Consider the following 23,022-nt stretch of genomic DNA (forward strand, 5'->3'; position numbering starts at 1 on the left):
GCCCCGCCGGGGCGCCCGCCGCGCGGCGGGTCGGGGCGGGGTGCCGGGGGCCCCCCCGGGGGGGGGCCCGGGGCCCCCCCCCCGCCCGGGTCCGGCCGGGGGGCCCCGGGGCGAGGGCCGCGCCCCCCCGGCTCGCCGGCCGGCCCGCCCCCGCGGGCACCCCGAGCCCCCTCGACCCGGACCTCGCCGCGCGCCTGCGCCGCGACGCGTCCGGCCTGGTCGCGGCCGTGGTGCAGCAGCACGACACCGGCGAGGTGCTCATGCTCGGCTGGATGGACGACGAGGCGCTGCACCGCACGCTGACCGGCGGCCGGGTCGTGTTCTGGAGCCGGTCCCGGCAGGAGTACTGGCGCAAGGGCGACACCTCCGGGCACGCGCAGTACGTGAAGTCCGTGGCGCTCGACTGCGACGGCGACGCGCTGCTCGTGCGGGTCGACCAGGTGGGTGCCGCCTGCCACACCGGCACGCGCACCTGCTTCGAGGCGGGCGGCGACCTGGGCGCGGTGGTGGCGGAGCGGCCGGAGGGCGCGGCGTGACCGCGGGGGCGGCCGCCACGCCGGCCGTGACGCCCGACGACGTGCCCTGGGGTGCCACCTGGCCCGCGCTCGACCAGTTCCGCGAGCTCGCCGCGACCCGCCGGGTGATCCCGGTCGTCCGGCGCCTGCTCGCCGACGACACCACCCCGGTCGGCCTCTACCGCACGCTCGCGGGCGGCCGGCCGGGCACGTTCGTCCTCGAGTCCGCCGAGCAGGACGGGTCCTGGTCCCGGTGGTCGTTCGTCGGCGTGCGGTCGCGGGCGACGCTGACCGTGCGCGACGGCCGGGCCGTGTGGACCGGCGACGTCCCGGCCGGCGTCCCGACCGAGGGCGACCCGCTCGCCGTGCTCGGCGAGACGCTCGAGGTGCTGCGCACGCCCGCCGTGCCGGGGCTGCCCCCGCTGACCGGCGGCCTGGTCGGATCGCTCGGCTGGGACGTGGTCCGCTACTGGGAGCCGACGCTGCCGGCCGCCGCGCCGGACGAGCTCGGCGTGCCGGAGATGACGCTGCTGCTCGCCAGCGATCTCGCGGTGACCGACCACCGGGACGGCTCGGTGTGGCTGGTCGCGAACGCGATCAACTTCGACGGCACCGACGCGCGGGTGGACGAGGCGCACGCCGACGCGGTGGCCCGGCTCGACGCGATGCAGCAGGCGTTGCTGCGCCCCGCCGCGCCGGCCGCCGCGCACCTGGTCGACGCGCCGGCCCCCGCGCTGGAGTTCCGGTCGACGGCGGCCGAGTACGAGGCCGCGGTCGCGCGCGGCCAGGAGGCGATCGTCGACGGCGAGGTGTTCCAGGTGGTGCTGTCGCAGCGCCTCGACCTGGACTGCCCGGCGGCGCCGCTCGACGTCTACCGGGTGCTCCGGACCATCAACCCGAGCCCGTACATGTACTACCTGCAGCTGCAGGACGCCGACGGCCGGGACTTCGCCGTCGTCGGGTCGAGCCCGGAGACGCTGGTCAAGGTCACCGAGGGGCACGTGACGACGTTCCCGATCGCCGGCTCGCGGCCCCGCGGAGCCACCCCCGAGGAGGACCGCGCGCTGCACGACGAGCTGCTCGCCGACCCCAAGGAGCGCGCCGAGCACCTCATGCTGGTCGACCTCAGCCGCAACGACCTGGTGAAGGTCTGCGAGCCCGCGACGGTCGAGGTCGTCGAGTTCATGGCGGTGCGCCGGTTCAGCCACATCATGCACATCTGCTCGACGGTCGTCGGGCGGCTGCGCGCCGGGGCGACCGCGCTCGGGGCGTTCACCGCGACGTTCCCGGCCGGCACGCTGTCCGGCGCGCCGAAGCCGCGGGCGATCGCCCTGATCGACGAGATCGAGCCCGCGCGCCGCGGCATCTACGGCGGCACGGTCGGCTACTTCGACCTGGCCGGCGACATGGACATGGCCATCGCGATCCGCACGGCGCTGATCCGGGACGGCCGCGCGAGCGTGCAGGCTGGCGCCGGGATCGTCGCCGACTCCGTGCCCGCCGCCGAGTACCAGGAGTCCCGGGACAAGGCCGCGGCCGCCGTGCGCGCGGTGCAGGTGGCGTCCCGGCTCCGGTCGGTCGGCCGGTCGTGAGCGGGGGGCCGGGCGCGCCCGCCCGCGGCCGCCGGGGCCGGTGGGTGCTCGTTCTGCTGCTGCTCTCCGGCCTGGTCGCGCTCACCGCGCTGCCCGTGTGGATCACCGCGACCGGCGCCAACGCGCTCGGGGACGCCGTGGCCGTCGCCGTCCGCGGCACGACGGCGGCGCCGGGCCTGGTCGCTGCCGCCCTCGTGCTGCTCGCCGCGGCCGGCGCGCTCGGACTGGTCGGCCGGGCCGGACGGTGGGTGGTCGTCGTGGTGGTGGCGGCCGCGGGGGCGCTGGTCGCCGCGTCGGCGCTCGGCGCGCGCTCGGGTGCGACGGCCACGGCGGAACGCGCCGCGGCGGACGCCACGGGCGTGTCGAACCTCACGGGCGCCGTGCAGGTCGCGGCGTGGCCGGGGGTCGCCGTCGCGCTGGGCGTGGTCGTGGTGGTGGCGGCCGCCGGCCTCGCGCGGTCGTCCGCCGGCTGGGTCGCGCCCACGGACCGGCACGAGCGCGCCGGCGCGGAGGCGGCCGGCGCCGCGCCGTCGCCCGCGGGCGGGACCGCGGCCGGGAGTGCCGCCGGGGGGAGCGCCGCGGCCGGGCCGGCGGCCGGGGACGCGGAGCCCGACGAGCGCAGCACCTGGGACGCCCTGAGCCGGGGCGACGACCCCACCTGAGCCCTCGGCCCGGGCTCGCGCGGCCGCGCGCCCGACCTGAGCCGGCCCCGGCGGTCCGCTAGGGTTTGCGACACACAGTCATGAAAGGTGTTCCACGATGGTCGAGCAGTCGCTCAGTTCTTCCGGCGTCGTGACCGGGCGTGCCCAGCAGGTCCCGGGGACGGAGACGCTGCGCCTGCCGCCGAAGGCCCCGCCGACCAACCACGGGCACACCACCGCCGCCTGGACCACGACGATCGTCGTGCTGGTCGGCTCCGTCGCCGGCGCGCTCGGCCTGATCTTCGCGCTGATGTGGCTGTTCTGGGCCGGCCTGGCCGTCGCCCTGCTCGGCGTCGTCGTCGGCAAGGTGCTCCAGGTGCTCGGCTACGGCCAGGGCGGCAGGCACACGATCGAGAAGGCCCGCCGCACCGGCGGGCACTGAGGTCCGGCGCCCGGGAGACGGGTGATCGCGGTGGACGCCGCGGCCCCGCTCCGGTACACCTGTGGGGATGTCGGACGGCCGCCCACCAGGGCGGACGCCGCGCCGGACCACGAGTGAACGAGGAGCCGATCATGTCGACCCCGAACCAGCCGCAGGACCCCTACTCCGCCCCGGACGGGCAGGGCTCGGGGGACCAGTCGGGCTCCGTCCCGCCGTACCCGGGCAGCACCCCGTCCGCGGGCGAGCCGTACGGGCAGCCGGGCCAGTCCGGGCAGGCGGGCGGCGTGCCGCAGTACGGCGCCTACGCCGGCGGCGACCAGGGCCAGGGCGGCTACGGCCAGGGCGGGTACGGCCAGCCCGCGTACCCGGGCGGCGGCGCGCAGGGCTACGGCGCCGGCTTCTACCCGAAGAACAACCTGGCCGTCTGGTCCCTGGTGCTCGGCATCGTCGGGTTCTTCGTGTGCTCCATCTTCACCAGCATCCCGGGCATCATCGTGGGCTCGAAGGCGAAGCAGGCCGTCGCCCGCGGCGAGGCGAACAACGGCTCCCTGGCGAACGCCGGGTACATCGTCTCCTGGGTGGTGACGGCCCTCGGCGTCGTCGGGATCATCATCTTCGTCATCCTGCTCGCCACCGGCGGGTTCGCCGCGTACCTCGACACCGTCAACAACTCGACGTACTGACGGCACGTGGCGACGGCCGCCCCACCCGAGACCCACGCGCCCCGCGCGCGGCTGCGCGCCGCCCGGGCGCCGCTGCTGGTCGTCGGCGGGGCGGCCGTCGCCGCGCTCGGGCTCGTCCTCGTCGACCCGCACGAGCCCGGCTCGTGGGGCGTGTGCCCGCTGTACGCGCTCACCGGCCTGTACTGCGCCGGCTGCGGCGGCCTGCGGGCGACGCACGACCTGCTCGTCGGCGACGTCGCCGGGGCGTGGGCGATGAACCCCCTGTGGGTGCTGCTCGTCCCGGTGCTGCTCGGGCTGTGGCTGCGCTGGCTCGTCCGCGCCCTGCGCACCGGCCGCCGCGCCGCCGCCCCGCCCGCGTGGGTGGCGCTCACGGTCGCCGCGGTCCTCGTGCTCTACAGCGTCGCCCGCAACGTCCCGGCGTGGGCGGCCGTCCTCGCGCCCTGACGCGGCCCGCGCGGCGAGGTCGGCCGATCCCGGCGAGGTCGTGGGACACGAGTGACGACCTCGCGCGGACGTGACGAGCTCGCGCGGCCGTGACGACCTCGCGACCTCGGCGGGCGGGTGAACCGGCAGGTGGGCGGCGCGCCGGGCGGCTCGGCGTCCCTAGGATGCCGACCGGCGTACCGCGCGCCGACCCACCCACCAGGAGGCCTCCCGTGACCACGCCCGACCAGCCCACGGACCCGTACCGCGAGCAGCCGGGCGCCGGCGGGACCGGCGACGGCCCCCAGCCGACGTGGGGGCAGCCGGGGCAGCAGCCGTACGGCGCGCAGCAGCCCTACGGCCAGGACCCCTACGGCGCGCAGCAGCCGTACGGCCAGGACCCCTACGGCGCGCAGCAGCCCTACGGCCAGGACCCCGGGTCGTCGGCGTACCCCGGCTCCCCGTACCCGGGTGCTTCGTACCCCGCGACCCCGTACGGCAACACCCCCTACGTGCCCGTGTACGGCTACCCCAGGAACGGCCTCGGCGTCTGGGCGCTGTCACTGGGCATCGCGGGCTTCGTCTGCTGCGGCCTGTTCGCCGGCATTCCCGCGATCATCACGGGCGTGCTGTCCCGCAAGGCCGTCGAGCGCGGCGAGGCGAACAACGGCGGCCTCGCGCTGACCGGGATCATCCTGGGCGCCCTCGCCTGCGCGTGGAGCGTGATCGGCTTCTTCACCGGCCTCCCCGACGTGGTCCAGGGCTTCAGCGACGGCTACTCCGGCTACTGACCGCGCCGTCGAGATCGGTGCTTCGCGCCGAGATCGGTCGTCGGGACCACCGATCTCGGGCAGAACCGCCGATCTCGGCACCGGCAGCCCCCGCACGTCGCCTCGTCCCACCCGCTGGCCCCGTGGTCGGGAGTGGTGCGCGCCGCCCGTACGATGGCCGGAGGTGGTCGGACGAGACCCGCGTCACGGTGGTCAGCCGGGGGCGGTCCCGCCGAGGAGCCCCGCCGGCTCCCGTGCCCTGAGGCGCGCCGCCGCCGACTCTCGGGGGAGAAGAGACGCCGATGGGCACCGTGCTGGACGACATCGTGGCGGGCGTGCGCGAGGACCTCGCGGTGCGCGAGGCGGCCACGCCCCTCGCCGAGCTCAAGGAGCGCGCGGCGCGCGTGCCGGGTGCCCTGGACTGCGTGCAGCGGCTGCGCGTCGACGACGCGGTGACCGTGATCGCCGAGGTCAAGCGGTCCAGCCCGTCGAAGGGCGCGCTCGCGACGATCACCGACCCGGCGGCCCTGGCCGCGGAGTACGAGAAGGGCGGGGCGACCGTCATCTCGGTGCTCACCGAGCAGCGCAGGTTCAACGGGAGCCTGGCGGACCTGGACAGCGTGCGGGCCGCCGTCGACATCCCGGTGCTGCGCAAGGACTTCGTCGTCACGCCCTACCAGGTGTGGGAGGCGCGGGCGCACGGGGCCGACCTGGTCCTGCTGATCGTCGCCGCGCTGGAGCAGACGGTGCTGACCTCGCTCGTCGAGCGCGTGCACTCCCTGGGCATGACGGCCCTGGTCGAGGTGCACGACTCCGAGGAGGTCGTGCGCGCCGTGGACGCCGGCGCGCGGGTCATCGGCGTGAACGCGCGGAACCTCAAGACCCTCGAGGTGGACCGCGGCACGTTCGCGCGGGTCGCCCCGGCCATCCCGGCCGACGTCGTGAAGGTGGCGGAGTCGGGCGTGCGCGGGCCGCACGACGTCATGGACTACGCCAGGGCCGGCGCGGACGCCGTGCTGGTCGGCGAGGCGCTGGTGACGGACGACGCCCCCCGGCAGTCGGTCGCCGACCTGGTGGCGGCGGGCGCGCACCCGTCGCTGCGCGCGGTGCGGCAGTAGCCGGCGCGCGGACCACGAGCACGCAGGAACGAGCGAGGAGCAGCACGGTGACGACGGGACGCACGGGTCCGCAGGTGACGAGCAGCCCGGGCGGGCCGCTGGCCACGCACGCCGGGCCGTACTTTGGTGACTTCGGCGGGCGGTTCGTCCCGGAGGCGCTGATCGCCGCCCTGGACGAGCTCGACACCGAGTTCCACAAGGCCGCGGCCGACCCGGCGTTCGCGGCCGAGCTGGCGCGGCTGCACCGCACCTACACGGGCCGGCCCAGCCCGCTCACCGAGGTGAAGCGGTTCGCGGAGCACGTCGCGCCCGGGGTCCGGGTGTTCCTCAAGCGCGAGGACCTCAACCACACGGGCTCGCACAAGATCAACAACGTGCTCGGCCAGGCCCTGCTGGTGAAGCGCATGGGCAAGACCCGCGTGATCGCCGAGACCGGCGCGGGCCAGCACGGCGTGGCCACCGCGACCGCGGCGGCGCTGCTCGACCTCGAGTGCGTCGTCTACATGGGCGAGGAGGACACGCAGCGCCAGGCGCTCAACGTCGCCCGGATGCGGCTGCTCGGCGCGACGGTCGTCCCGGTGACCATCGGCTCCCGCACGCTCAAGGACGCGATCAACGAGGCGCTGCGCGACTGGGTCGCGAACGTCGACACCACGCACTACCTGCTCGGCACGGTGACGGGCCCGCACCCGTTCCCCGAGATGGTCCGCGACTTCCACAAGATCATCGGCGAGGAGGCGAAGGCCCAGCTCGCGGAGGAGATCGGCCGGCTGCCCGACGCCGTGGCGGCGTGCGTGGGCGGCGGCTCGAACGCCATGGGCATCTTCAACGCGTTCCTCGACGACCCGTCGGTGCGGCTGTTCGGCTTCGAGGCCGGCGGCGAGGGCATCTCCTCGGGCCGGCACGCGTCGCGGTTCAGCGGCGGCTCGCCCGGCGTGCTGCAGGGCACGAAGTCGTACCTCCTGCAGGACGACGACGGCCAGACGCTGCCCAGCCACTCGGTCTCCGCGGGCCTCGACTACCCGAGCGTCGGCCCCGAGCACGCCTGGCTGCACGACATCGGCCGCGCGGAGTACCGCCCGGTGACGGACGCCGAGGCCATGGAGGCGTTCCGGGTCCTGTGCCGGACCGAGGGCATCATCCCGGCCATCGAGTCGGCGCACGCCCTGGCCGGCGCGATCCAGCTCGGCCGCGAGGTCGCGACCTGGGACACCCCCGACGGCCGCGATCCGGTGATCCTGGTGAACCTCTCCGGGCGCGGGGACAAGGACGTGGCGACCGCGGCGGCGTGGTTCGACCTGATCGAGGACAAGCCGGTCGTCCAGGCCGACGAGGGGGAGCAGCTGTGAGCGGGACCCAGGCCACCACGTCCCGGACGGGCGCCACGCTCGACCGGCTCAAGGCGGAGGGCCGCGGCGCCCTGGTCGGCTACCTGCCGCTCGGCTTCCCGGACGTCGAGGGCTCGGTCCGCGCGGCGGTCACGATGGTCGAGGCCGGCGTCGACGTGATCGAGCTCGGCCTGCCGTACTCCGACCCGGTGATGGACGGCCCGGTCATCCAGCACGCGGTCGACGTCGCGCTGTCGGGCGGGACCCGGGTGCGGGACGCCTTCGGCGCGGTCGAGCGGATCGCCGCGACCGGTGCGCCCGTGCTGGTCATGACGTACTGGAACCCGGTGCTGCGGTACGGCGTGGACGCGTTCGCGCGCGACCTGGCCGCGGCCGGCGGCGCCGGGCTCATCACGCCCGACCTGATCCCCGACGAGGGGCAGGACTGGCTGTCCGCCTCCGACGCGCACGACCTGGACCGGGTGTTCCTGGTCGCGCCGTCGTCGACCCCGGAGCGCCTGGCGATGACCGCCGCGGCGTCCCGCGGGTTCGTGTACGCGGCGTCGACGATGGGCGTGACGGGGGAGCGGACCACGGTCGGCGCCCGCGCCGAGCAGCTGGTCGCCGACACCCGCGCCGCGGGCGCGGAGCACGTGTGCGTCGGGCTGGGCGTGTCGAAGCCGGAGCAGGCGCGGGACATCGGCCGGTACGCCGACGGCGTCATCGTCGGGTCGGCGTTCGTCCGGGCCCTGTCGGGCGCCGGGACCCGCGAGGCCGGCCTGGACGCGGTCGCGGCCGTCGCCGCGGGCCTGGCCGAGGGCGTCCGCACCGCCCGCTGAGCCCCGTCCGCCCCCGGGACCGCCGTCCCGGGCCCGCGCCCCGGTCGCATACAGTGCCCGTGTGATGATCCCCGCCGCGATCCCGAGCCCGCCGCAGGCCGTCTGGTACCTCGGCCCCGTGCCGCTGCGCGCCTACGCCCTCGCGATCCTCGCGGGCATCGTGGTCGCGGTCATCATGACCCAGCGACGCTGGAAGGAGCGCGGGGGCGACCCGGAGCAGGTGCTGGACATCGCGTTCTGGGCCGTGCCGTTCGGCATCGTCGGCGGCCGGCTCTACCACGTCGTCTCGTCCCCGGACGCGTACTTCGGCGCGGGCGGCGACCCCGTGCGCGCGCTGTACATCTGGGAGGGCGGCCTGGGCATCTGGGGCGCCGTGGCGCTCGGCGCGGTCGGCGCGTACATCGGCTGCCGGCGCGCCGGGGTGTCGTTCCCGGTGTTCGCGGACGCCCTCGCCCCCGGCCTGCTGGTCGCCCAGGCGATCGGCCGGCTGGGCAACTGGTTCAACCAGGAGCTGTTCGGCGGCCCGACGACCCTGCCCTGGGGCCTGCGGATCGACGACGCGCACCTGCCGGCCGGCTACGAGTCGGGCACGCTGTTCCACCCGACGTTCCTGTACGAGCTGCTGTGGAACCTGGCCGGCGCGGCGCTCATCGTCTACCTCGACCGCCGGCTGCGCCTCGGCCACGGCCGGGCGTTCTGGCTGTACGTGATCGTCTACACGACCGGCCGGCTCTGGATCGAGCTCGTCCGGATCGACCCCGCGGAGATGATCGGCCCGTTCCGGCTCAACGTCTGGACGTCGATCATCGTGCTCCTCGGGGCGCTGGTAGCGTTCGTGGTCGTCGGACGTCGTCATCCTGGACGCGAGACCACGCCCCTCCTGCACGAGACCGAGACGCAGGACGACGAGGTGGCGGAGCACGGCACGGCCCGCTGACCGCGGCGAACAGCCGTGTGACCCACCTCACTTTCTCGCGATGTGAGCGCCTGTGTTTCCGGCAGGTATCGTCGCCACACTTGTAGCCCGGGCCGATGACGTCCCAGCCTCCCCCCCATTGCTCTACCTGGGCCCGCTCCCCGGGTCCGTGAGGACGGTGCTGATGCCCGCGTCGCCTGTGCGTCCCGGTGCTTCTCCCGTGCAGCAGCACGGTCTGTACGACCCTGCTGCCGAGCACGACGCCTGCGGTTTCGCGTTCGTCGCGACGCTGCGCGGTACCCCCGGCCGCGACATCGTCGACGCCGGTCTCACCGCCCTGCTCAACCTCGACCACCGCGGCGCGGTCGGTGCGGAGGAGAACAGCGGCGACGGCGCCGGCATCCTGACGCAGATCCCGGACGCGTTCCTGCGGGACGTCGTCGACGCCGAGCTGCCGCCGGCCGGCCACTACGCGATCGGCATGGCCTTCCTGCCGCAGGACGACGAGGAGCGTGCCGTCGCGGTGCGCGCGGTCGAGGCCGTCGCGGCCGAGGAGAAGCTCGACGTGCTCGCGTGGCGCGACGTGCAGGTGACGGCCGACCTGGTCGGCCCGACCGCGCGCTCGTCCATGCCGGTGTTCCGCCAGCTCGTCGTGGCGGACCCGTCGCGCGAGCTCGCCGGCATCGACCTGGACCGCCGGGCGTTCCGGCTGCGCAAGCGCGCCGAGCGGGAGCTGGGCGTGTACTTCGCCTCGCTGTCGGCCCGGACGCTGTCCTACAAGGGCATGCTCACCACCGGGCAGCTGGAGCCGTTCTTCGCGGACCTGTCGGACCCGCGGTACGCCTCCGAGATCGCGCTGGTGCACTCGCGGTTCTCCACCAACACCTTCCCGTCCTGGCCGCTGGCGCAGCCGTTCCGGATGATCGCCCACAACGGCGAGATCAACACCGTGCGCGGCAACCGGAACTGGGTCGCGGCGCGCGAGGGGACCCTGCGGTCGGACCTGCTCGGCGACCTGGCCCCGCTGCTGCCGGTGTGCACGCCGGGCGGCTCGGACTCGGGCTCGTTCGACGAGGTGCTGGAGCTGCTGCACCTGGGCGGCCGCTCCCTGCCGCACGCGATCATGATGATGATCCCGGAGGCGTGGGAGAACCACGCGCAGATGGACCCCGCCCGGCGGGCGTTCTACGAGTACCACGCGTCGCTGATGGAGCCGTGGGACGGCCCGGCGGCGATGACGTTCACCGACGGCACCCTCATCGGCTCGGTGCAGGACCGCAACGGCCTGCGCCCCGGCCGGTTCTGGGTGACCGAGGACGGCCTCGTCGTCATGGGCTCCGAGGCCGGCGTGCTCGACCTCGACCCGGCCACGATCGTCCGCAAGGGCCGCCTCGAGCCCGGGAAGATGTTCCTGGTCGACACGGGCCAGGGCCGGATCGTCGAGGACGACGAGATCAAGGCGCAGCTGGCCGCCCAGCGGCCGTACGCCGAGTGGGTCCGGGAGAACTCGGTCTACCTGGAGCAGCTGCCGGAGCGCGAGCACATCGCGCACTCCTCGGCCTCCGTGCGCCGCCGCCAGCGGACCTTCGGGTACACCGAGGAGGAGCTGAAGATCCTCCTGACGCCCATGGGCGCCTCCGGCGCGGAGCCGCTGGGCGCGATGGGCTCGGACACCCCGGTCGCCGTGCTGTCCCAGCGCCCGCGGCTGCTGTTCGACTACTTCACGCAGATGTTCGCGCAGGTGACCAACCCGCCGCTCGACGCCATCCGCGAGGAGCTGGTGACGTCCATCGGCGGCGCGATCGGCCCGGAGCCGAACCTGCTGGAGGACACCCCGCTGCACGCGCGCAAGCTCGTGCTGCCGTTCCCGGTGCTCGACAACGACGGCCTGGCCAAGATCGTCAAGATCGACAAGGACCCCGCGATGGCGGGCGTCTTCCGGTCGACGATCGTCCGCGGCCTGTACCGCGCGGCCGGCGGCGGCGAGGCGCTCGAGCAGCGGCTGGAGGAGATCTTCGCCGAGTGCGACCAGGCGATCGCCGACGGTGTGAGCTTCCTGGTGCTGTCCGACCGCGACTCCGACGCGGACCGCGCGCCGATCCCGTCGCTGCTGCTGCTGTCGGCCGTGCACCACCACCTGCTGCGCCGGCACACCCGCACCCAGGTGTCGCTGGTCGTCGAGGCCGGCGACGTCCGCGAGGTGCACCACGTCGCGCTCCTGATCGGCTACGGCGCGGCCGCGGTCAACCCGTACCTCGCGATGGAGACCGTCGAGGACCTCGCCACCAACGGCTACCTGCCCGGCGTCACCCCCGAGCAGGCCGTCAAGAACCTCATCAAGGCGCTCGGCAAGGGCGTCCTCAAGGTCATGTCCAAGATGGGCATCTCGACCATCGCGTCCTACCGCGGCGCCCAGGTGTTCGAGGCCATCGGCCTGTCGCAGCCGCTCGTGGACCGGTACTTCACCGGGACCACGAGCCGGCTCGGCGGCATCGGCCTGGACGTCATCGCGGCGGAGGTCGCGGCGCGGCACAACGACGCGTACCCGGCCAACGGCAACCGCCTGGCGCACCGCCGTCTCGCGACCGGCGGCGAGTACCAGTGGCGCCGCGACGGTGAGGAGCACCTGTTCGACCCGGAGACCGTGTTCCGGCTGCAGCACTCCACCCGCACGCGCCAGATGGACGTGTTCCGCGACTACACGCACCGGGTGAACGAGCAGTCGTCCCGCCTGATGACCCTGCGCGGCCTGCTGGAGCTCAGGACCGGCGAGCGGACCCCCGTGCCGGTCGACGAGGTCGAGCCGGTCAGCGAGATCGTCAAGCGGTTCAGCACCGGCGCGATGTCCTACGGGTCCATCTCCGCCGAGGCGCACGAGACGCTCGCGATCGCCATGAACCGGCTCGGCGCCAAGTCGAACACCGGCGAGGGCGGCGAGGACCCGGAGCGGCTGCACGACCCCGAGCGCCGCTCGGCGATCAAGCAGATCGCCTCCGGCCGGTTCGGCGTCACGAGCGAGTACCTGACGTTCGCGGACGACATCCAGATCAAGCTGGCCCAGGGCGCCAAGCCGGGCGAGGGCGGCCAGCTGCCCGGCCCGAAGGTGTACCCGTGGGTCGCGAAGACCCGGCACTCGACGCCGGGCGTCGGCCTGATCTCGCCGCCGCCGCACCACGACATCTACTCGATCGAGGACCTGGCGCAGCTGATCCACGACGCCAAGAACGCGAACCCGCGGGCGCGGATCCACACCAAGCTCGTCAGCGAGTTCGGCGTGGGCACCGTGGCGGCGGGCGTGGCCAAGGCGCACTCCGACGTCGTGCTCATCTCGGGCCACGACGGCGGTACCGGCGCCTCGCCGCTCACGTCGCTCAAGCACGCGGGCACGCCCTGGGAGATCGGCCTGGCCGAGACCCAGCAGACCCTCGTGCTCAACGACCTGCGCGACCGCGTCGTGGTGCAGGTCGACGGCCAGCTCAAGACCGGCCGCGACGTCGTCATCGGCGCCCTGCTGGGTGCGGAGGAGTTCGGCTTCGCGACCGCGCCCCTGGTCGTGTCGGGCTGCATCATGATGCGCGTCTGCCACCTCGACACCTGCCCGGTGGGCGTCGCGACGCAGAACCCCGAGCTGCGGTCCCGGTTCACCGGCAAGCCGGAGTTCGTGGTGACGTTCTTCGAGTTCATCGCCCAGGAGGTCCGCGAGCTGCTCGCGGAGCTCGGCTTCCGCAGCATCGAGGAGGCCGTCGGCCACGTCGAGCTGCTGGACACCCGCAAGGCGGTCGACCACTGGAAGGCGCAGGGCCTCGACCTCGCGCCCGTGCTGGCCGTGCCCGAGCCGCTCGAGGGCTCCGCCCTGCACCACGTCCGCGACCAGGACCACGGCCTGGACCGCGCGCTGGACAACCAGTTCATCGCGATGGCGGCGGACGCCCTCGAGGACGCGCGTCCGGTGCGGATCGAGCTGCCGGTGCGCAACGTCAACCGCACCGTCGGCACGATGCTCGGCCACGAGGTCACCCGCCGGTACGGCGGCGCGGGCCTGCCGGACGGCACGATCGAGGTCGTGCTCACCGGGTCCGCCGGGCAGTCGTTCGGCGCGTTCGTCCCGCGCGGCGTCACGCTGCGGCTCGAGGGCGACGCCAACGACTACGTCGGCAAGGGCCTGTCGGGCGGCCGGATCGTCGTGCGGCCCGACCGCAACGCGGTGCTGAGCGGCGAGCACAACGTCATCGCCGGCAACGTCATCGGCTACGGCGCCACGTCGGGGGAGATGTTCCTGCGCGGCGTCGTCGGCGAGCGGTTCGGCGTGCGGAACTCCGGCGCCACGCTGGTCGTCGAGGGCGTGGGCGACCACGGCTGCGAGTACATGACCGGCGGCACCGTGCTCGTGCTCGGGCGCACCGGCCGCAACTTCGCGGCGGGCATGTCCGGCGGCACCGCCTACGTGCTCGACCTCAAGCCCGAGCGCGTCAACGTCCAGGCCGTCGCGGCCGGCGAGCTGGGTCTCGACCCGCTCGACGACGAGGACGCCGCGCTGGTGACCGACCTGCTGCGGCGGCAGGCGGAGGAGACCGGGTCGCGCGTCGCGGCCGAGCTCCTCGCCGACCCCGCGGCGACCCGCGCCCGGTTCACCCGGGTGCGGCCGACCGAGTACTCCCGCGTCCGCGCGGCGCTCGCGAAGGCGGAGGCCGACGGCCTCGACCCGAGCACGCCCGGCGTGTGGGAGGGCATCCTGGAGGTGGCTCGTGGCTGACCCCCGCGGCTTCATGAAGGTGCGGGAGCGCGAGCTGCCCGCCAACCGGCCGGTGCCGCTGCGGCTCATGGACTGGCGCGAGGTGCACGAGCACCGCAGCGCCCAGGACGACCCGCAGTCGGCGACCCTGCTGCACCGGCAGGCCGGGCGCTGCATGGACTGCGGCGTCCCGTTCTGCCACAACGGCTGCCCCCTGGGGAACCTCATCCCCGAGTGGAACGACCTGGTGTGGCGGGGCCAGTGGGGCGACGCGATCGAGCGCCTGCACGCCACGAACAACTTCCCGGAGTTCACGGGCCGGATCTGCCCGGCCCCGTGCGAGTCGGCCTGCGTGCTGGGCATCAACCAGCCCGCGGTGACGATCAAGAACATCGAGGTCTCGATCATCGACGAGGCCTTCGACCGCGGGCTGGTGCACCCGCAGGTCCCGCAGCGCCTGTCCGGGCACACCGTGGCCGTCGTCGGCTCGGGCCCCGCCGGGCTCGCCGCCGCGCAGCAGCTCACCCGCGCCGGGCACACCGTCGCGGTCTACGAGCGGGACGACGCGATCGGCGGCCTGCTCCGGTACGGCGTGCCGGACTTCAAGCTCGAGAAGCGGCACATCGACCGCCGGCTCGAGCAGATGGCCGCCGAGGGCACCCGGTTCCGGGCGAACGTCGAGATCGGCCGGGACATCACCTGGGCGCAGCTGCGGGCCCGGTACGACGCCGTCGTGGTCGCCACCGGCTCGACCGTGCCGCGCGAGCTGCCGCTGCCCGGCCGCGAGCTGGCCGGCATCCACCCGGCGATGGAGTACCTGTCCCGGTCGAACAAGCTGGTCGCGGGCCAGGACGTCCCCGACGCCATCGACGCGGCGGGCAAGCACGTCGTCGTCATCGGCGGCGGCGACACCGGCTCGGACTGCGTCGGCACCGCGCTGCGCCAGGGCGCCGCGTCCGTGACCACGCTGGCCATCGGCAAGCAGCCGCCGACCGAGCGGCCCGCGAACGCGCCGTGGCCGACCGACCCGGTGCTGTTCGAGGTGTCGTCCTCGCACGAGGAGGGCGGCCGGCGCGACTACCTCGCGTCGACCGTGGCGTTCCTCGGCGACGAGGACGGGCGGGTCACGCACCTGCGGCTCGCGACCACCGAGTACCAGGCGGACGGCCGGCGCGTGCCGACCCCCGGTACGGAGCGGGACATCCCGGCGGACCTGGTCCTCATCGCGATGGGCTTCACCGGCCCGGAGACCGAGGACCTGGTCGGGCAGGCCGGCGTCGAGCTGACCGCCCGCGGCACCGTCGCGCGGTCCGACGACTTCGCGACCAACGTCCCCGGGGTGTTCGTGGCCGGGGACGCCGGTCGCGGGCAGTCGCTCATCGTGTGGGCGATCGCCGAGGGCCGCGCGGCCGCGGCGGCCGTGGACACCTACCTGGGCGGCAGCACGGAGCTGCCCGCGCCGGTCACGGCGGGGACGGTCGCGCTGCGCGCCTGACCGCCGTCCGCGGGAGCGGGCGTGCGCGGGGTCGACCCGCGCGCGCCCGCTCCTGCGCGTCCGGTCGCGCCCCGCGCACGCCCCGAGGGCGCGGGTGGTCGAGCCCGGGGGTGTGCGTGCGGGTCGGGGTGCGGGGGTGCGTGCGGGACGTCGGGCCCACCCGGTCGCGCGGCGCGGCGCCTAGCGTCACCGGGCATGGCCGATCCCCGGGGCTTCCTCACCCACCGCGCGCGCGAGACGCCGCCGAACCGGCCCGTGCCGGTGCGGCTCCTGGACTGGCGGGAGGTGCACGGGCACCGGCCCGGGCACCCCGACGACGTGGCCCGGGTGCGGCGGCAGGCGTCCCGGTGCATGGACTGCGGCGTGCCGTTCTGCCACCACGCGTGCCCGCTCGGGGCGCTGGCGCCCGAGTGGAACGACCTCGCGTGGCGCGGCCAGTGGGCCGACGCCGCCGAGCGGCTGCACGCGACCCACTCCTTCCCGGAGATCACCGGGCGGGTGTGCCCGGCGCTGTGCGAGGCGTCGTGCGTGCTCGGTCTGCACGACGAGGCGGTGACGATCCGCGAGGTCGAGCTCGCGGTCGCCGAGGAGGCGTTCGACCGCGGGCTGGTCGAGCCCCGGGTGCCGCAGCGGCTGACCGGGCACGCGGTCGCCGTGGTCGGCTCCGGGCCCGCCGGGCTCGCGGCCGCGCAGCAGCTGACCCGGGCCGGGCACACCGTCGTGGTGCACGAGCGCGCCGACGCCCCGGGCGGGCTGCTCCGGTACGGGATCCCGGAGTACAAGCTCGAGAAGCGGGTCCTGGACCGCCGGATCGCCCAGATGACGGCCGAGGGCACCCGGTTCCGGTGCGGCGTGGACGTCGGCGCCGACGTCACGGGGGAGGAGCTGCGGGCGCGGTTCGACGCGGTCCTGGTCTGCGTCGGGTCGACCGTGCCGCGCGACCTGCCGGTCCCGGGTCGGGAGCTCGCCGGCGTGCTCCCCGCGATGGACTACCTGGTGCCGGCGAACCGCGCGGCGGTGGCCGGCGGCGGCCCGCTGCCGGACCAGCCGCTCGCGACCGGCCTGGACGTCGTGGTGATCGGCGGCGGGGACACCGGGGCGGACTGCCTCGGGACGGCGCTGCGCCAGGGAGCCCGCTCGGTCACGCAGCTGGAGATCATGCCCGAGCCGCCGGCCGCCCGCCGCGAGGCGGACCCGTGGCCGACCTGGCCGCTGCTCCTGCGGGTGTCGTCGGCGCACGAGGAGGGCGGCGAGCGGGCGTACGCGGTCACCACCGAGGAGGTGCTGGGCGACGCGGACGGCCGGGTGCGGGCGCTGCGGGTGCGCGACGTCCGCCTGGTGGACGGCCGGCCGGAGCCGGTGCCGGGGACCGACCGCGAGCTGCCCGCCCAGCTGGTGCTGCTGGCCCTCGGGTTCACCGGCCCGGAGCCGTCGCCGCTGCTCGCGCAGCTCGGGCTGGTGATCGGCGGGCGACGGACGGTGGAACGTCACGAGAACTTCGGGACCGAGGTCCCGGGTGTCTACGTGGCCGGTGACGCAGGACGCGGGCAGTCGCTCGTCGTCTGGGCCGTGGCGGAGGGGCGGGCCGCCGCGGCGGCCGTAGACTCTGACCTGTCTGGCAGCACCGCCCTGCCTGCTCCGGTCACCGCGAGCACCGTGGCGATGCGTCCGTAGACCATCAACCGCGCACGTCCCGGCAGGCCCGGCCCACCAGGACGTTCGGTCCGAACCGTCTGTCACGAAAGGCCTAGGCTTCCCCCCATGCGTAGAGCGAAGATCGTCTGCACCATCGGCCCCGCCACGGAGTCCGCCGAGCAGATCCAGGCCCTTGTCGACGCCGGGATGGACGTGGCGCGGCTGAACCGCAGCCACGGCGACACCGAGGTGCACGAGCGCGTGTACAACAACGTGCGCGCCGCCGCGAAGGCCTCGGGCCGTTCCGTGGCCGTCCTGGTCGACCTCCAGGGCCCGAAGATCCGCCTCGGCCGGTTCGTCGAGGGCAAGCACTACCTCAACGAGGGTGACACCTTCACCATCACCACCGAGGACGTGCCGGGCACCAAGGAGCTCGTCTCCACCACCCACAAGGGCCTGGCCGGCGACGCCCGCGTCGGCGACCCGCTGCTGATCGACGACGGCCGCGTCCTCGTGCGCGTCACGGCCGTCGAGGGCCCGCGCGTCGTCACCCGCGTCGAGGTGGCCGGCCCGGTCTCCAACAACAAGGGCATCAACCTGCCCGGCGTGGCCGTCTCCGTGCCCGCGATGAGCGAGAAGGACGAGGAGGACCTGCGCTGGGCGCTGCGCGTCGGCGCCGACATCATCGCCCTGTCCTTCGTCCGCAACGCCGCCGACTACGACGACGTGCGCCGGATCATGGAGGAGGAGGGCCGGGTCGTCCCGGTCATCGCCAAGGTCGAGAAGCCGCAGGCCGTCGAGGCCCTGGCCGAGATCGTCGACGCGTTCGACGGCATCATGGTCGCCCGTGGCGACCTCGGCGTCGAGCTCCCGCTCGAGCAGGTGCCGCTGGTGCAGAAGCGCGCGGTCGAGCTGGCCCGCCGCAACGCCAAGCCGGTCATCGTCGCCACCCAGGTGCTCGAGTCGATGACCACCAACCCGCGCCCGACGCGCGCCGAGACGTCCGACTGCGCCAACGCGGTGCTCGACGGCGCCGACGCGGTCATGCTGTCCGGCGAGACCTCGGTCGGCGACTACCCGATCGAGACGGTCCGCACCATGGCCCGGATCATCGAGGCGACGGAGGAGCTCGGCCGGGAGCGCATCGCCCCGCTCGGCTCGACCCCGCACACCCGCGGTGGCGCGATCACCCGCGCCGCGGCGGAGATCGGCGAGACCCTCGGCGTGAAGTACCTCGTGACCTTCACGCAGTCCGGCGACTCCGCGCGCCGCATGTCCCGCCTGCGCTCGTCCATCCCGCTGCTGGCGTTCACCCCGCAGGCCTCGGTCCGCAACACCCTGTCGCTGAGCTGGGGCACGCAGACGTACGAGGTGCCGCAGGTCGAGCACACCGACGCGATGGTCCAGCAGGTCGAGCACACCCTGCGCGCGCAGGGCCTCGCCGAGGTGGGCGACTACGTCGTCGTCGTGGCCGGCACGCCGGTCGGCGTCGTCGGGTCGACCAACTCGATCATCGTGCACAAGATCGGCGACGACGCCTCGGGCCGCGTGGCCTGACCCGTCCGCACCGCACGAGGGCCCCGCAGCGCACGCGCTGCGGGGCCCTCGTGCGTGCGGCGCCGCGCCGGCGTGGGACCAGGGGCCCTGGTGCGGGCGGGGCGGACGGTGTTGCGTGGAGCGCATGACCTCCCACCGCGCGGTGCGCGCGCTCGCGATCACGGCCACGGCGGCCGTCGGCTACACCCTCGCCCGCGGGCGGGCGCTGCACTGGGGCGCGTCCCAGGTGGAGCGGTCCGTGGGGCTGCCGGGCGACGCGCTGGTGCCGGACGCGGACCTGGTGGCGACGCGGGCGATCACCGTGCACGCCCCGGCCGAGCGCGTCTGGCCCTGGCTGGTCCAGCTCGGCCAGGGACGCGGCGGCTTCTACAGCTACGACGCTCTGGAGGGCCTGGTCGGGCTCGGCATCACCAGCGCCGACCGGATCGAGGAGCGCTGGCAGGAGCTCGCCGTCGGCGACGAGGTGCGCCTGGCCCCGCAGGTGGGGCTGGAGGTCGCGGTCCTCGACGCGCCGCACGCCCTGGTGCTGCACGGCGCCGGTCCGGCGCTGCCGGACGAGGACACCCCGCCGTTCGACTTCGCCTGGGCGTTCGTGCTCCGCCCGGGCGCCACGCCGGGCAGCTGCCGGCTGGTGGTGCGCGAGCGGTACGCGTACACCGAGCCGTGGGCGCGGTGGATGGTCGAGGGCGTGTCCTGGGTGAGCTGGCTGATGACGGAGCGGATGCTGCGCGGCGTGCGGGACCGCGCGGAGGCCGCCGGGGACTGAGCGCCCCCGCGCACCCGCCGCGCACGTGTCACCGCCCCGGCATACGGTCGGCGACGAGGGCCGCGCACGGCGGCCGGCGAGAGGAGAGCGCGTGGACGGCGTGGCGGTGCTGCAGGACGGGTTCGGCCGGATCGGCGACCTGGTGCACGGGGTGCTCGACGGCCTGGGGGAGGACGAGCTCACCGCCCGGCTCGGGCCGGAGGCGAACACGATCGCCTGGCTCGTCTGGCACCTGGTGCGTGTCGAGGACGCGCAGGTGGCGGACGTCGCCGGCACGGAGCAGGTGTGGACCGCCGACGGGTTCGCCGAGCAGTTCGGCCTGCCGTTCGACACGGACGCGACCGGCTACGGCCAGGGACCGGACGAGGTGGCCCAGGTGCGCGTCGACGCCGCGCTGCTCGGTGCCTACGCCGACGCGACCCGGGCCGCGACCGACGCCTACCTCCGGCGGCTGACCGAGGAGGACCTGGGCCGCGTGATCGACGAGCGGTGGGACCCGCCGGTGACCGTCGGCGTGCGGCTCGTGAGCGTGCTCGGCGACGTCCTGGAGCACGCGGGGCAGGCGGCGTTCGTCAAGGGCGTCGTGACGTCGCGCTCCTGACCCCGCCCGACGGGGGAGACTGTCCCGGTGCGCGTCCAGCCGGTGAGTCCCGAGGTGCTGGTCGGGCGGCTGGTGGACCGGGTGGTCGACGGCCTGGCCGCCGCGCGCGCCGCCGACGGTCCGGACCGGCGGTGGCGGGTGCTGGTCGACGGCGCACCGCCGACGGGGCCCGGGGCGCTGGCGGACGCGCTGGTCGAGCCGCTGCGCGCCCGCGGGCACCCGGCCGTGCGGGTGCGGGCCGGGGACTTCCTGCGCCCGGCGGGCGTGCGGTTCGAGCACGGCCGGGAGGACCCCGACGCGCTGCTGGACGACGCGCTCGACGCGGGCGCGCTGATCCGCGAGGTCCTGGACCCGCTCGGCCCGGGCGGCGACGGCAGCTACCTCCCGGCGCTGTGGGACGCCGCGCGGGAGCGGTCGGCCCGCGCGGCCCGCGTGCCGACCGCCCCGGGGACGGTGCTGCTGCTGGACGGCGGCCTGCTGCTCGGGCGGTGGCTGCCCGCCGACCTCACCGTGCACCTCGCGGTGCGGCCGGACACGCTCGCGCGACGCACCCCGCCCGCCCAGGCGTGGCGGCTGCCCGCCGAAGGGCGCTACCGCGCGGAGGCCGACCCGGAGCACGCCGCCGACGTGGTGGTCCGGGTCGACGACCCCCGGCGGCCGGGCTGGGTCGTCGAACCCTGACCAGGTCGTCCGCCGTCCGCACACAGCACCGTCACGGTCGCTGGATAACGTTCTCCCAGGCCGGTGCCGCCGGCCGTAGCCGGCGGGCGCGGTCGAGCGCGCCAGCCGCGCTGAGCACGCACGACGACCGGAGGCCGCCGTGACCCCACCCGCCGTCCACCCCACCCGCGACACCGTGGACTACCACGCGGTGTTCGCCGCCCTGCCCGCGCCGAAGCTCGTGCTGGCGTCGGACGGGACCGTCCTCGACATGAACGACGCCTTCCGCACCGCGTTCGCGGTGCCGCCCGAGGCCCTGGTCGGCCACGCGCTCGCCGACGTCCTCCCGGCGTCGGCGGCGCGGCGCGAGCTGCTGGCCTCGGTCCGCGCGGCCGCGCGGACCGGTCGTCCGCAGACCGTCGGGCCGCTGCCCTCGGACGGCGCCGGCCGCGCCCCGTGGTGGCTGCTGACCACGACCCCGGCGGCGGACCCGGACGGGCGGGTGACCGCCCTCGTGCTCCGGGCCGCCGACGTCACGGCCGTGATGACCGGCACCGGCACCGGCGCCCGGGACGGGGCGGGCCCGCCGGCGGTCGTCGACGCCCTCGTGCAGGCGGTGGGCGTCGAGCGGGCCGAGACGGACGCGCTGCACGGCGCCGTGCTCACCGATCTGCCCGCCGTGGCCGGGCTGGAGCTCGACGTCCGGTACCGGCCGGCGCACGCACGCAGCCGGGTCGGCGGGGACTGGTACGACGCGTTCGTGCGGCCGTCGGGGGACCTGGTAGTGGTCGTCGGCGACGTCACCGGCCACGACGTCGCGGCGGCCGCCGGGATGCGGCAGCTGCGCGGGACGCTGCGGACGCTCGGCTACGCGGAGGGCACCGGTCCCGCCGCGACGCTCAGCCGCGCGGAGCGGACGCTGGCCGGGCTCGGCGCCCCCGTGACGGCGACCGCCCTGGTGGCGGCGCTCGGCCCGCCGGGGGCCGGCGACCGGCTGCGCTGGGCGTCGGCGGGGCACCTGCCGCCGGTGCTCGTCCGCGCGGACGGTCGCGCGGCCCCGCTGCCCGGCGCCCCGGAGCTCCTGCTGGGGGTGGACCCCGGGACGGCGCGGACCGACCGGACCGCCTCCCTCGGGCCGGGGGAGACGCTGCTGCTGTTCACCGACGGCCTCGTGGAGCGCCGCGGGGAGTCGGTCGCGCGCGGGCTGGAGCGGCTGGTCGCCCGGCTGCCCGGGCTGCGCCGCGCCGACGGGGTCCTGGACCTCGACGCCCTGCTCGACCGCTGCTGCCCGGGGGACCGGGAGGACGACGTGACGGTGCTGGCGGCACGCCGGGCGCCGGCGCCGGCCTGACCGCCCGCGGGGCGGCGCCGCGACCGCGTCGCCGCCCCGCGGGCGCCGGGATCAGCCCGCGTCGACCGCGGGGGCGACCGCGTGCGCCGCGGCCCAGTCCAGCGCCCGGTCGGCGACCTCCTCCCAGCCCGGCTCGGCGCACGTCCAGTGCGACCGCCCGGGCAGCTCGACGTACTCGGTCACGGCCGGCGAGCGGCCGTACTTCTTGGCGTTCCCGCGGTTCACCGACGGCGGCATGATGTGGTCCTCCCCGCCGGCGAGGAAGAGCAGCGGCGCCCGGTCGGCCCGGTAGCCGACCCACGTCTCCTGGTGGCCGGGCTTGACGTTCGCGATCAGCCCGTAGGCCCACAGCCAGGACCCCGGCGCGCCGATGGCGTAGCGCTCCCAGGCGGCGTCCGAGTCCGCGCGGCTCAGCGTGTTGGCGAAGGCGTAGTGGAACTGCTCCGGGGTGAACGACAGCGCCTGGTGCCGCGTGGACGGGTGCGTGAACGCCGGCAGCAGGGACCGGAGCTGGGACGGCGGGGTCACGTAGACGTTCTCCGTCGGCGCGGAGTCGATGACCACCGCCGCGGCGCCGAGGCCCCGGGCGAGCAGCAGCTGGGTGAGCGTCCCGCCGAACGAGTGGCCGATGATGATCGGCGGCGCGTCCAGCCCCGCGATCACCCCCGCGAGGTGGTCGACGGTCTCCGGGACGGTCAGGCGGGCGATGGGCGAGGGATCGGCGCGCAGGGCCTCGACCTCGACCTCGAAGCCGGGGTACGCCGGCGTGAGCACCCGGTACCCCTTCGCCTCGTAGTACGGGACCCAGTGCTCCCACGAGCGGGGCGTCATCCAGAGGCCGTGCACCAGGACGATCGTGTCCGGGGCGTCGGCGGGCAGCGGTGCGGTCATGAGGTGCTCCCAGGGTGGTGGGGCGGTGGGACGGACGGGTGAGCAGCCCGGGCGGGCGTGCCCGACG

General features: G+C 75.4%; 19 protein-coding genes and 1 pseudogene. 19 read left to right on the plus strand and 1 reads right to left on the minus strand.

The genetic code is table 11. From position 1 onward, the window contains the following. Positions 1–164: 164 nt before the first annotated feature. From hisI to MHY85_RS10205, 19 genes and pseudogenes are all read left to right on the plus strand, one after another. Positions 165–536 (plus strand): annotated as a pseudogene (gene hisI, locus MHY85_RS10115) (phosphoribosyl-AMP cyclohydrolase); the annotation flags it as partial. After that, positions 533–2,107, plus strand: a complete 1,575-nt coding sequence (locus MHY85_RS10120; protein WP_239195977.1) for an anthranilate synthase component I — start codon at positions 533–535, stop codon at positions 2,105–2,107. The pseudogene hisI and the gene MHY85_RS10120, both read left to right, overlap by 4 nt. Then, positions 2,104–2,769: a Trp biosynthesis-associated membrane protein gene (locus tag MHY85_RS10125; RefSeq protein ID WP_239195980.1), complete on the plus strand. Its 666-nt coding sequence runs from the start codon at positions 2,104–2,106 to the stop codon at positions 2,767–2,769. The genes MHY85_RS10120 and MHY85_RS10125 overlap by 4 nt, the downstream gene beginning before the upstream one ends. Positions 2,770–2,866: 97 nt before the next feature. Continuing rightward, entirely contained in the window at positions 2,867–3,190 is a 324-nt protein-coding gene (locus MHY85_RS10130) for an HGxxPAAW family protein (protein WP_239195983.1), read from the plus strand. A 131-nt stretch (positions 3,191–3,321) separates the two neighbouring features. Continuing rightward, a complete protein-coding gene (locus MHY85_RS10135; protein ID WP_239195985.1) occupies positions 3,322–3,873 on the plus strand; it encodes a DUF4190 domain-containing protein in 552 nt (183 codons plus the stop codon). A 6-nt stretch (positions 3,874–3,879) separates the two neighbouring features. After that, positions 3,880–4,317, plus strand: a complete 438-nt coding sequence (locus tag MHY85_RS10140; protein WP_239195987.1) for a DUF2752 domain-containing protein — start codon at positions 3,880–3,882, stop codon at positions 4,315–4,317. Positions 4,318–4,529: 212 nt separating this feature from the next. Continuing rightward, positions 4,530–5,087: a DUF4190 domain-containing protein gene (locus MHY85_RS21635; RefSeq protein ID WP_308191358.1), complete on the plus strand. Its 558-nt coding sequence runs from the start codon at positions 4,530–4,532 to the stop codon at positions 5,085–5,087. Positions 5,088–5,368: 281 nt separating this feature from the next. Further along, the gene (gene trpC, locus MHY85_RS10150; RefSeq protein ID WP_239195990.1) at positions 5,369–6,184 is read left to right on the plus strand and encodes an indole-3-glycerol phosphate synthase TrpC; all 816 of its coding nucleotides are present in this window, start codon (positions 5,369–5,371) and stop codon (positions 6,182–6,184) included. A 74-nt stretch (positions 6,185–6,258) separates the two neighbouring features. Continuing rightward, a complete protein-coding gene (gene trpB, locus MHY85_RS10155; protein WP_239196022.1) occupies positions 6,259–7,533 on the plus strand; it encodes a tryptophan synthase subunit beta in 1,275 nt (424 codons plus the stop codon). Further along, positions 7,530–8,351, plus strand: a complete 822-nt coding sequence (gene trpA, locus MHY85_RS10160) for a tryptophan synthase subunit alpha (RefSeq protein ID WP_239195992.1) — start codon at positions 7,530–7,532, stop codon at positions 8,349–8,351. Before trpB ends, trpA begins: the two co-directional genes overlap by 4 nt. A gap of 64 nt (positions 8,352–8,415) precedes the next feature. Next, the gene (gene lgt, locus MHY85_RS10165) at positions 8,416–9,288 is read left to right on the plus strand and encodes a prolipoprotein diacylglyceryl transferase (protein WP_239196024.1); all 873 of its coding nucleotides are present in this window, start codon (positions 8,416–8,418) and stop codon (positions 9,286–9,288) included. A 163-nt stretch (positions 9,289–9,451) separates the two neighbouring features. Further along, positions 9,452–14,020 (plus strand): glutamate synthase large subunit, encoded by a 4,569-nt coding sequence (gltB, locus tag MHY85_RS10170; protein ID WP_239195994.1) that lies wholly within the window; start codon positions 9,452–9,454, stop codon positions 14,018–14,020. Then, the gene (locus MHY85_RS10175) at positions 14,013–15,494 is read left to right on the plus strand and encodes a glutamate synthase subunit beta (protein ID WP_239195996.1); all 1,482 of its coding nucleotides are present in this window, start codon (positions 14,013–14,015) and stop codon (positions 15,492–15,494) included. The genes gltB and MHY85_RS10175 overlap by 8 nt, the downstream gene beginning before the upstream one ends. 195 nt (positions 15,495–15,689) lie before the next feature. Continuing rightward, the gene (locus tag MHY85_RS10180; protein WP_239195998.1) at positions 15,690–17,168 is read left to right on the plus strand and encodes a glutamate synthase subunit beta; all 1,479 of its coding nucleotides are present in this window, start codon (positions 15,690–15,692) and stop codon (positions 17,166–17,168) included. Positions 17,169–17,255: 87 nt separating this feature from the next. Then, the gene (gene pyk, locus MHY85_RS10185) at positions 17,256–18,686 is read left to right on the plus strand and encodes a pyruvate kinase (RefSeq protein WP_154728913.1); all 1,431 of its coding nucleotides are present in this window, start codon (positions 17,256–17,258) and stop codon (positions 18,684–18,686) included. A 124-nt stretch (positions 18,687–18,810) separates the two neighbouring features. Further along, a complete protein-coding gene (locus tag MHY85_RS10190; protein WP_239196000.1) occupies positions 18,811–19,452 on the plus strand; it encodes an SRPBCC family protein in 642 nt (213 codons plus the stop codon). Positions 19,453–19,543: 91 nt separating this feature from the next. Further along, positions 19,544–20,053, plus strand: coding sequence for a DUF664 domain-containing protein (locus tag MHY85_RS10195; protein WP_239196002.1), 510 nt, complete (start codon positions 19,544–19,546; stop codon positions 20,051–20,053). Positions 20,054–20,080: 27 nt separating this feature from the next. Further along, positions 20,081–20,734: a uridine kinase gene (locus MHY85_RS10200; RefSeq protein ID WP_239196004.1), complete on the plus strand. Its 654-nt coding sequence runs from the start codon at positions 20,081–20,083 to the stop codon at positions 20,732–20,734. A 139-nt stretch (positions 20,735–20,873) separates the two neighbouring features. Then, positions 20,874–22,064: a PP2C family protein-serine/threonine phosphatase gene (locus MHY85_RS10205; RefSeq protein WP_239196006.1), complete on the plus strand. Its 1,191-nt coding sequence runs from the start codon at positions 20,874–20,876 to the stop codon at positions 22,062–22,064. Positions 22,065–22,115: 51 nt separating this feature from the next. Here MHY85_RS10205 and MHY85_RS10210 read toward each other — a convergent pair whose 3' ends face one another. Continuing rightward, on the minus strand, positions 22,116–22,955 hold the full coding sequence (locus tag MHY85_RS10210) for an alpha/beta hydrolase (RefSeq protein ID WP_239196008.1): 840 nt from the start codon (positions 22,953–22,955) through the stop codon (positions 22,116–22,118). Positions 22,956–23,022: the final 67 nt, after the last annotated feature.

Source organism: Cellulomonas sp. ACRRI (assembly GCF_022346185.1).
Lineage (GTDB): Bacteria > Actinomycetota > Actinomycetes > Actinomycetales > Cellulomonadaceae > Cellulomonas.

Excerpts from the sequence above, each read along its gene's own strand:
- MHY85_RS10130 (WP_239195983.1), top strand. The coding sequence starts at position 2,867 with ATGGTCGAGCAGTCGCTCAGTTCTTCCGGCGTCGTGACCGGGCGTGCC.
- MHY85_RS10135 (WP_239195985.1), top strand. The coding sequence starts at position 3,322 with ATGTCGACCCCGAACCAGCCGCAGGACCCCTACTCCGCCCCGGACGGG.
- trpC (WP_239195990.1), top strand. The coding sequence starts at position 5,369 with ATGGGCACCGTGCTGGACGACATCGTGGCGGGCGTGCGCGAGGACCTC.
- lgt (WP_239196024.1), top strand. The coding sequence starts at position 8,416 with ATGATCCCCGCCGCGATCCCGAGCCCGCCGCAGGCCGTCTGGTACCTC.
- gltB (WP_239195994.1), top strand. The coding sequence starts at position 9,452 with ATGCCCGCGTCGCCTGTGCGTCCCGGTGCTTCTCCCGTGCAGCAGCAC.
- MHY85_RS10180 (WP_239195998.1), top strand. The coding sequence starts at position 15,690 with ATGGCCGATCCCCGGGGCTTCCTCACCCACCGCGCGCGCGAGACGCCG.
- pyk (WP_154728913.1), top strand. The coding sequence starts at position 17,256 with ATGCGTAGAGCGAAGATCGTCTGCACCATCGGCCCCGCCACGGAGTCC.
- MHY85_RS10190 (WP_239196000.1), top strand. The coding sequence starts at position 18,811 with ATGACCTCCCACCGCGCGGTGCGCGCGCTCGCGATCACGGCCACGGCG.
- MHY85_RS10210 (WP_239196008.1), bottom strand. The coding sequence starts at position 22,955 with ATGACCGCACCGCTGCCCGCCGACGCCCCGGACACGATCGTCCTGGTG.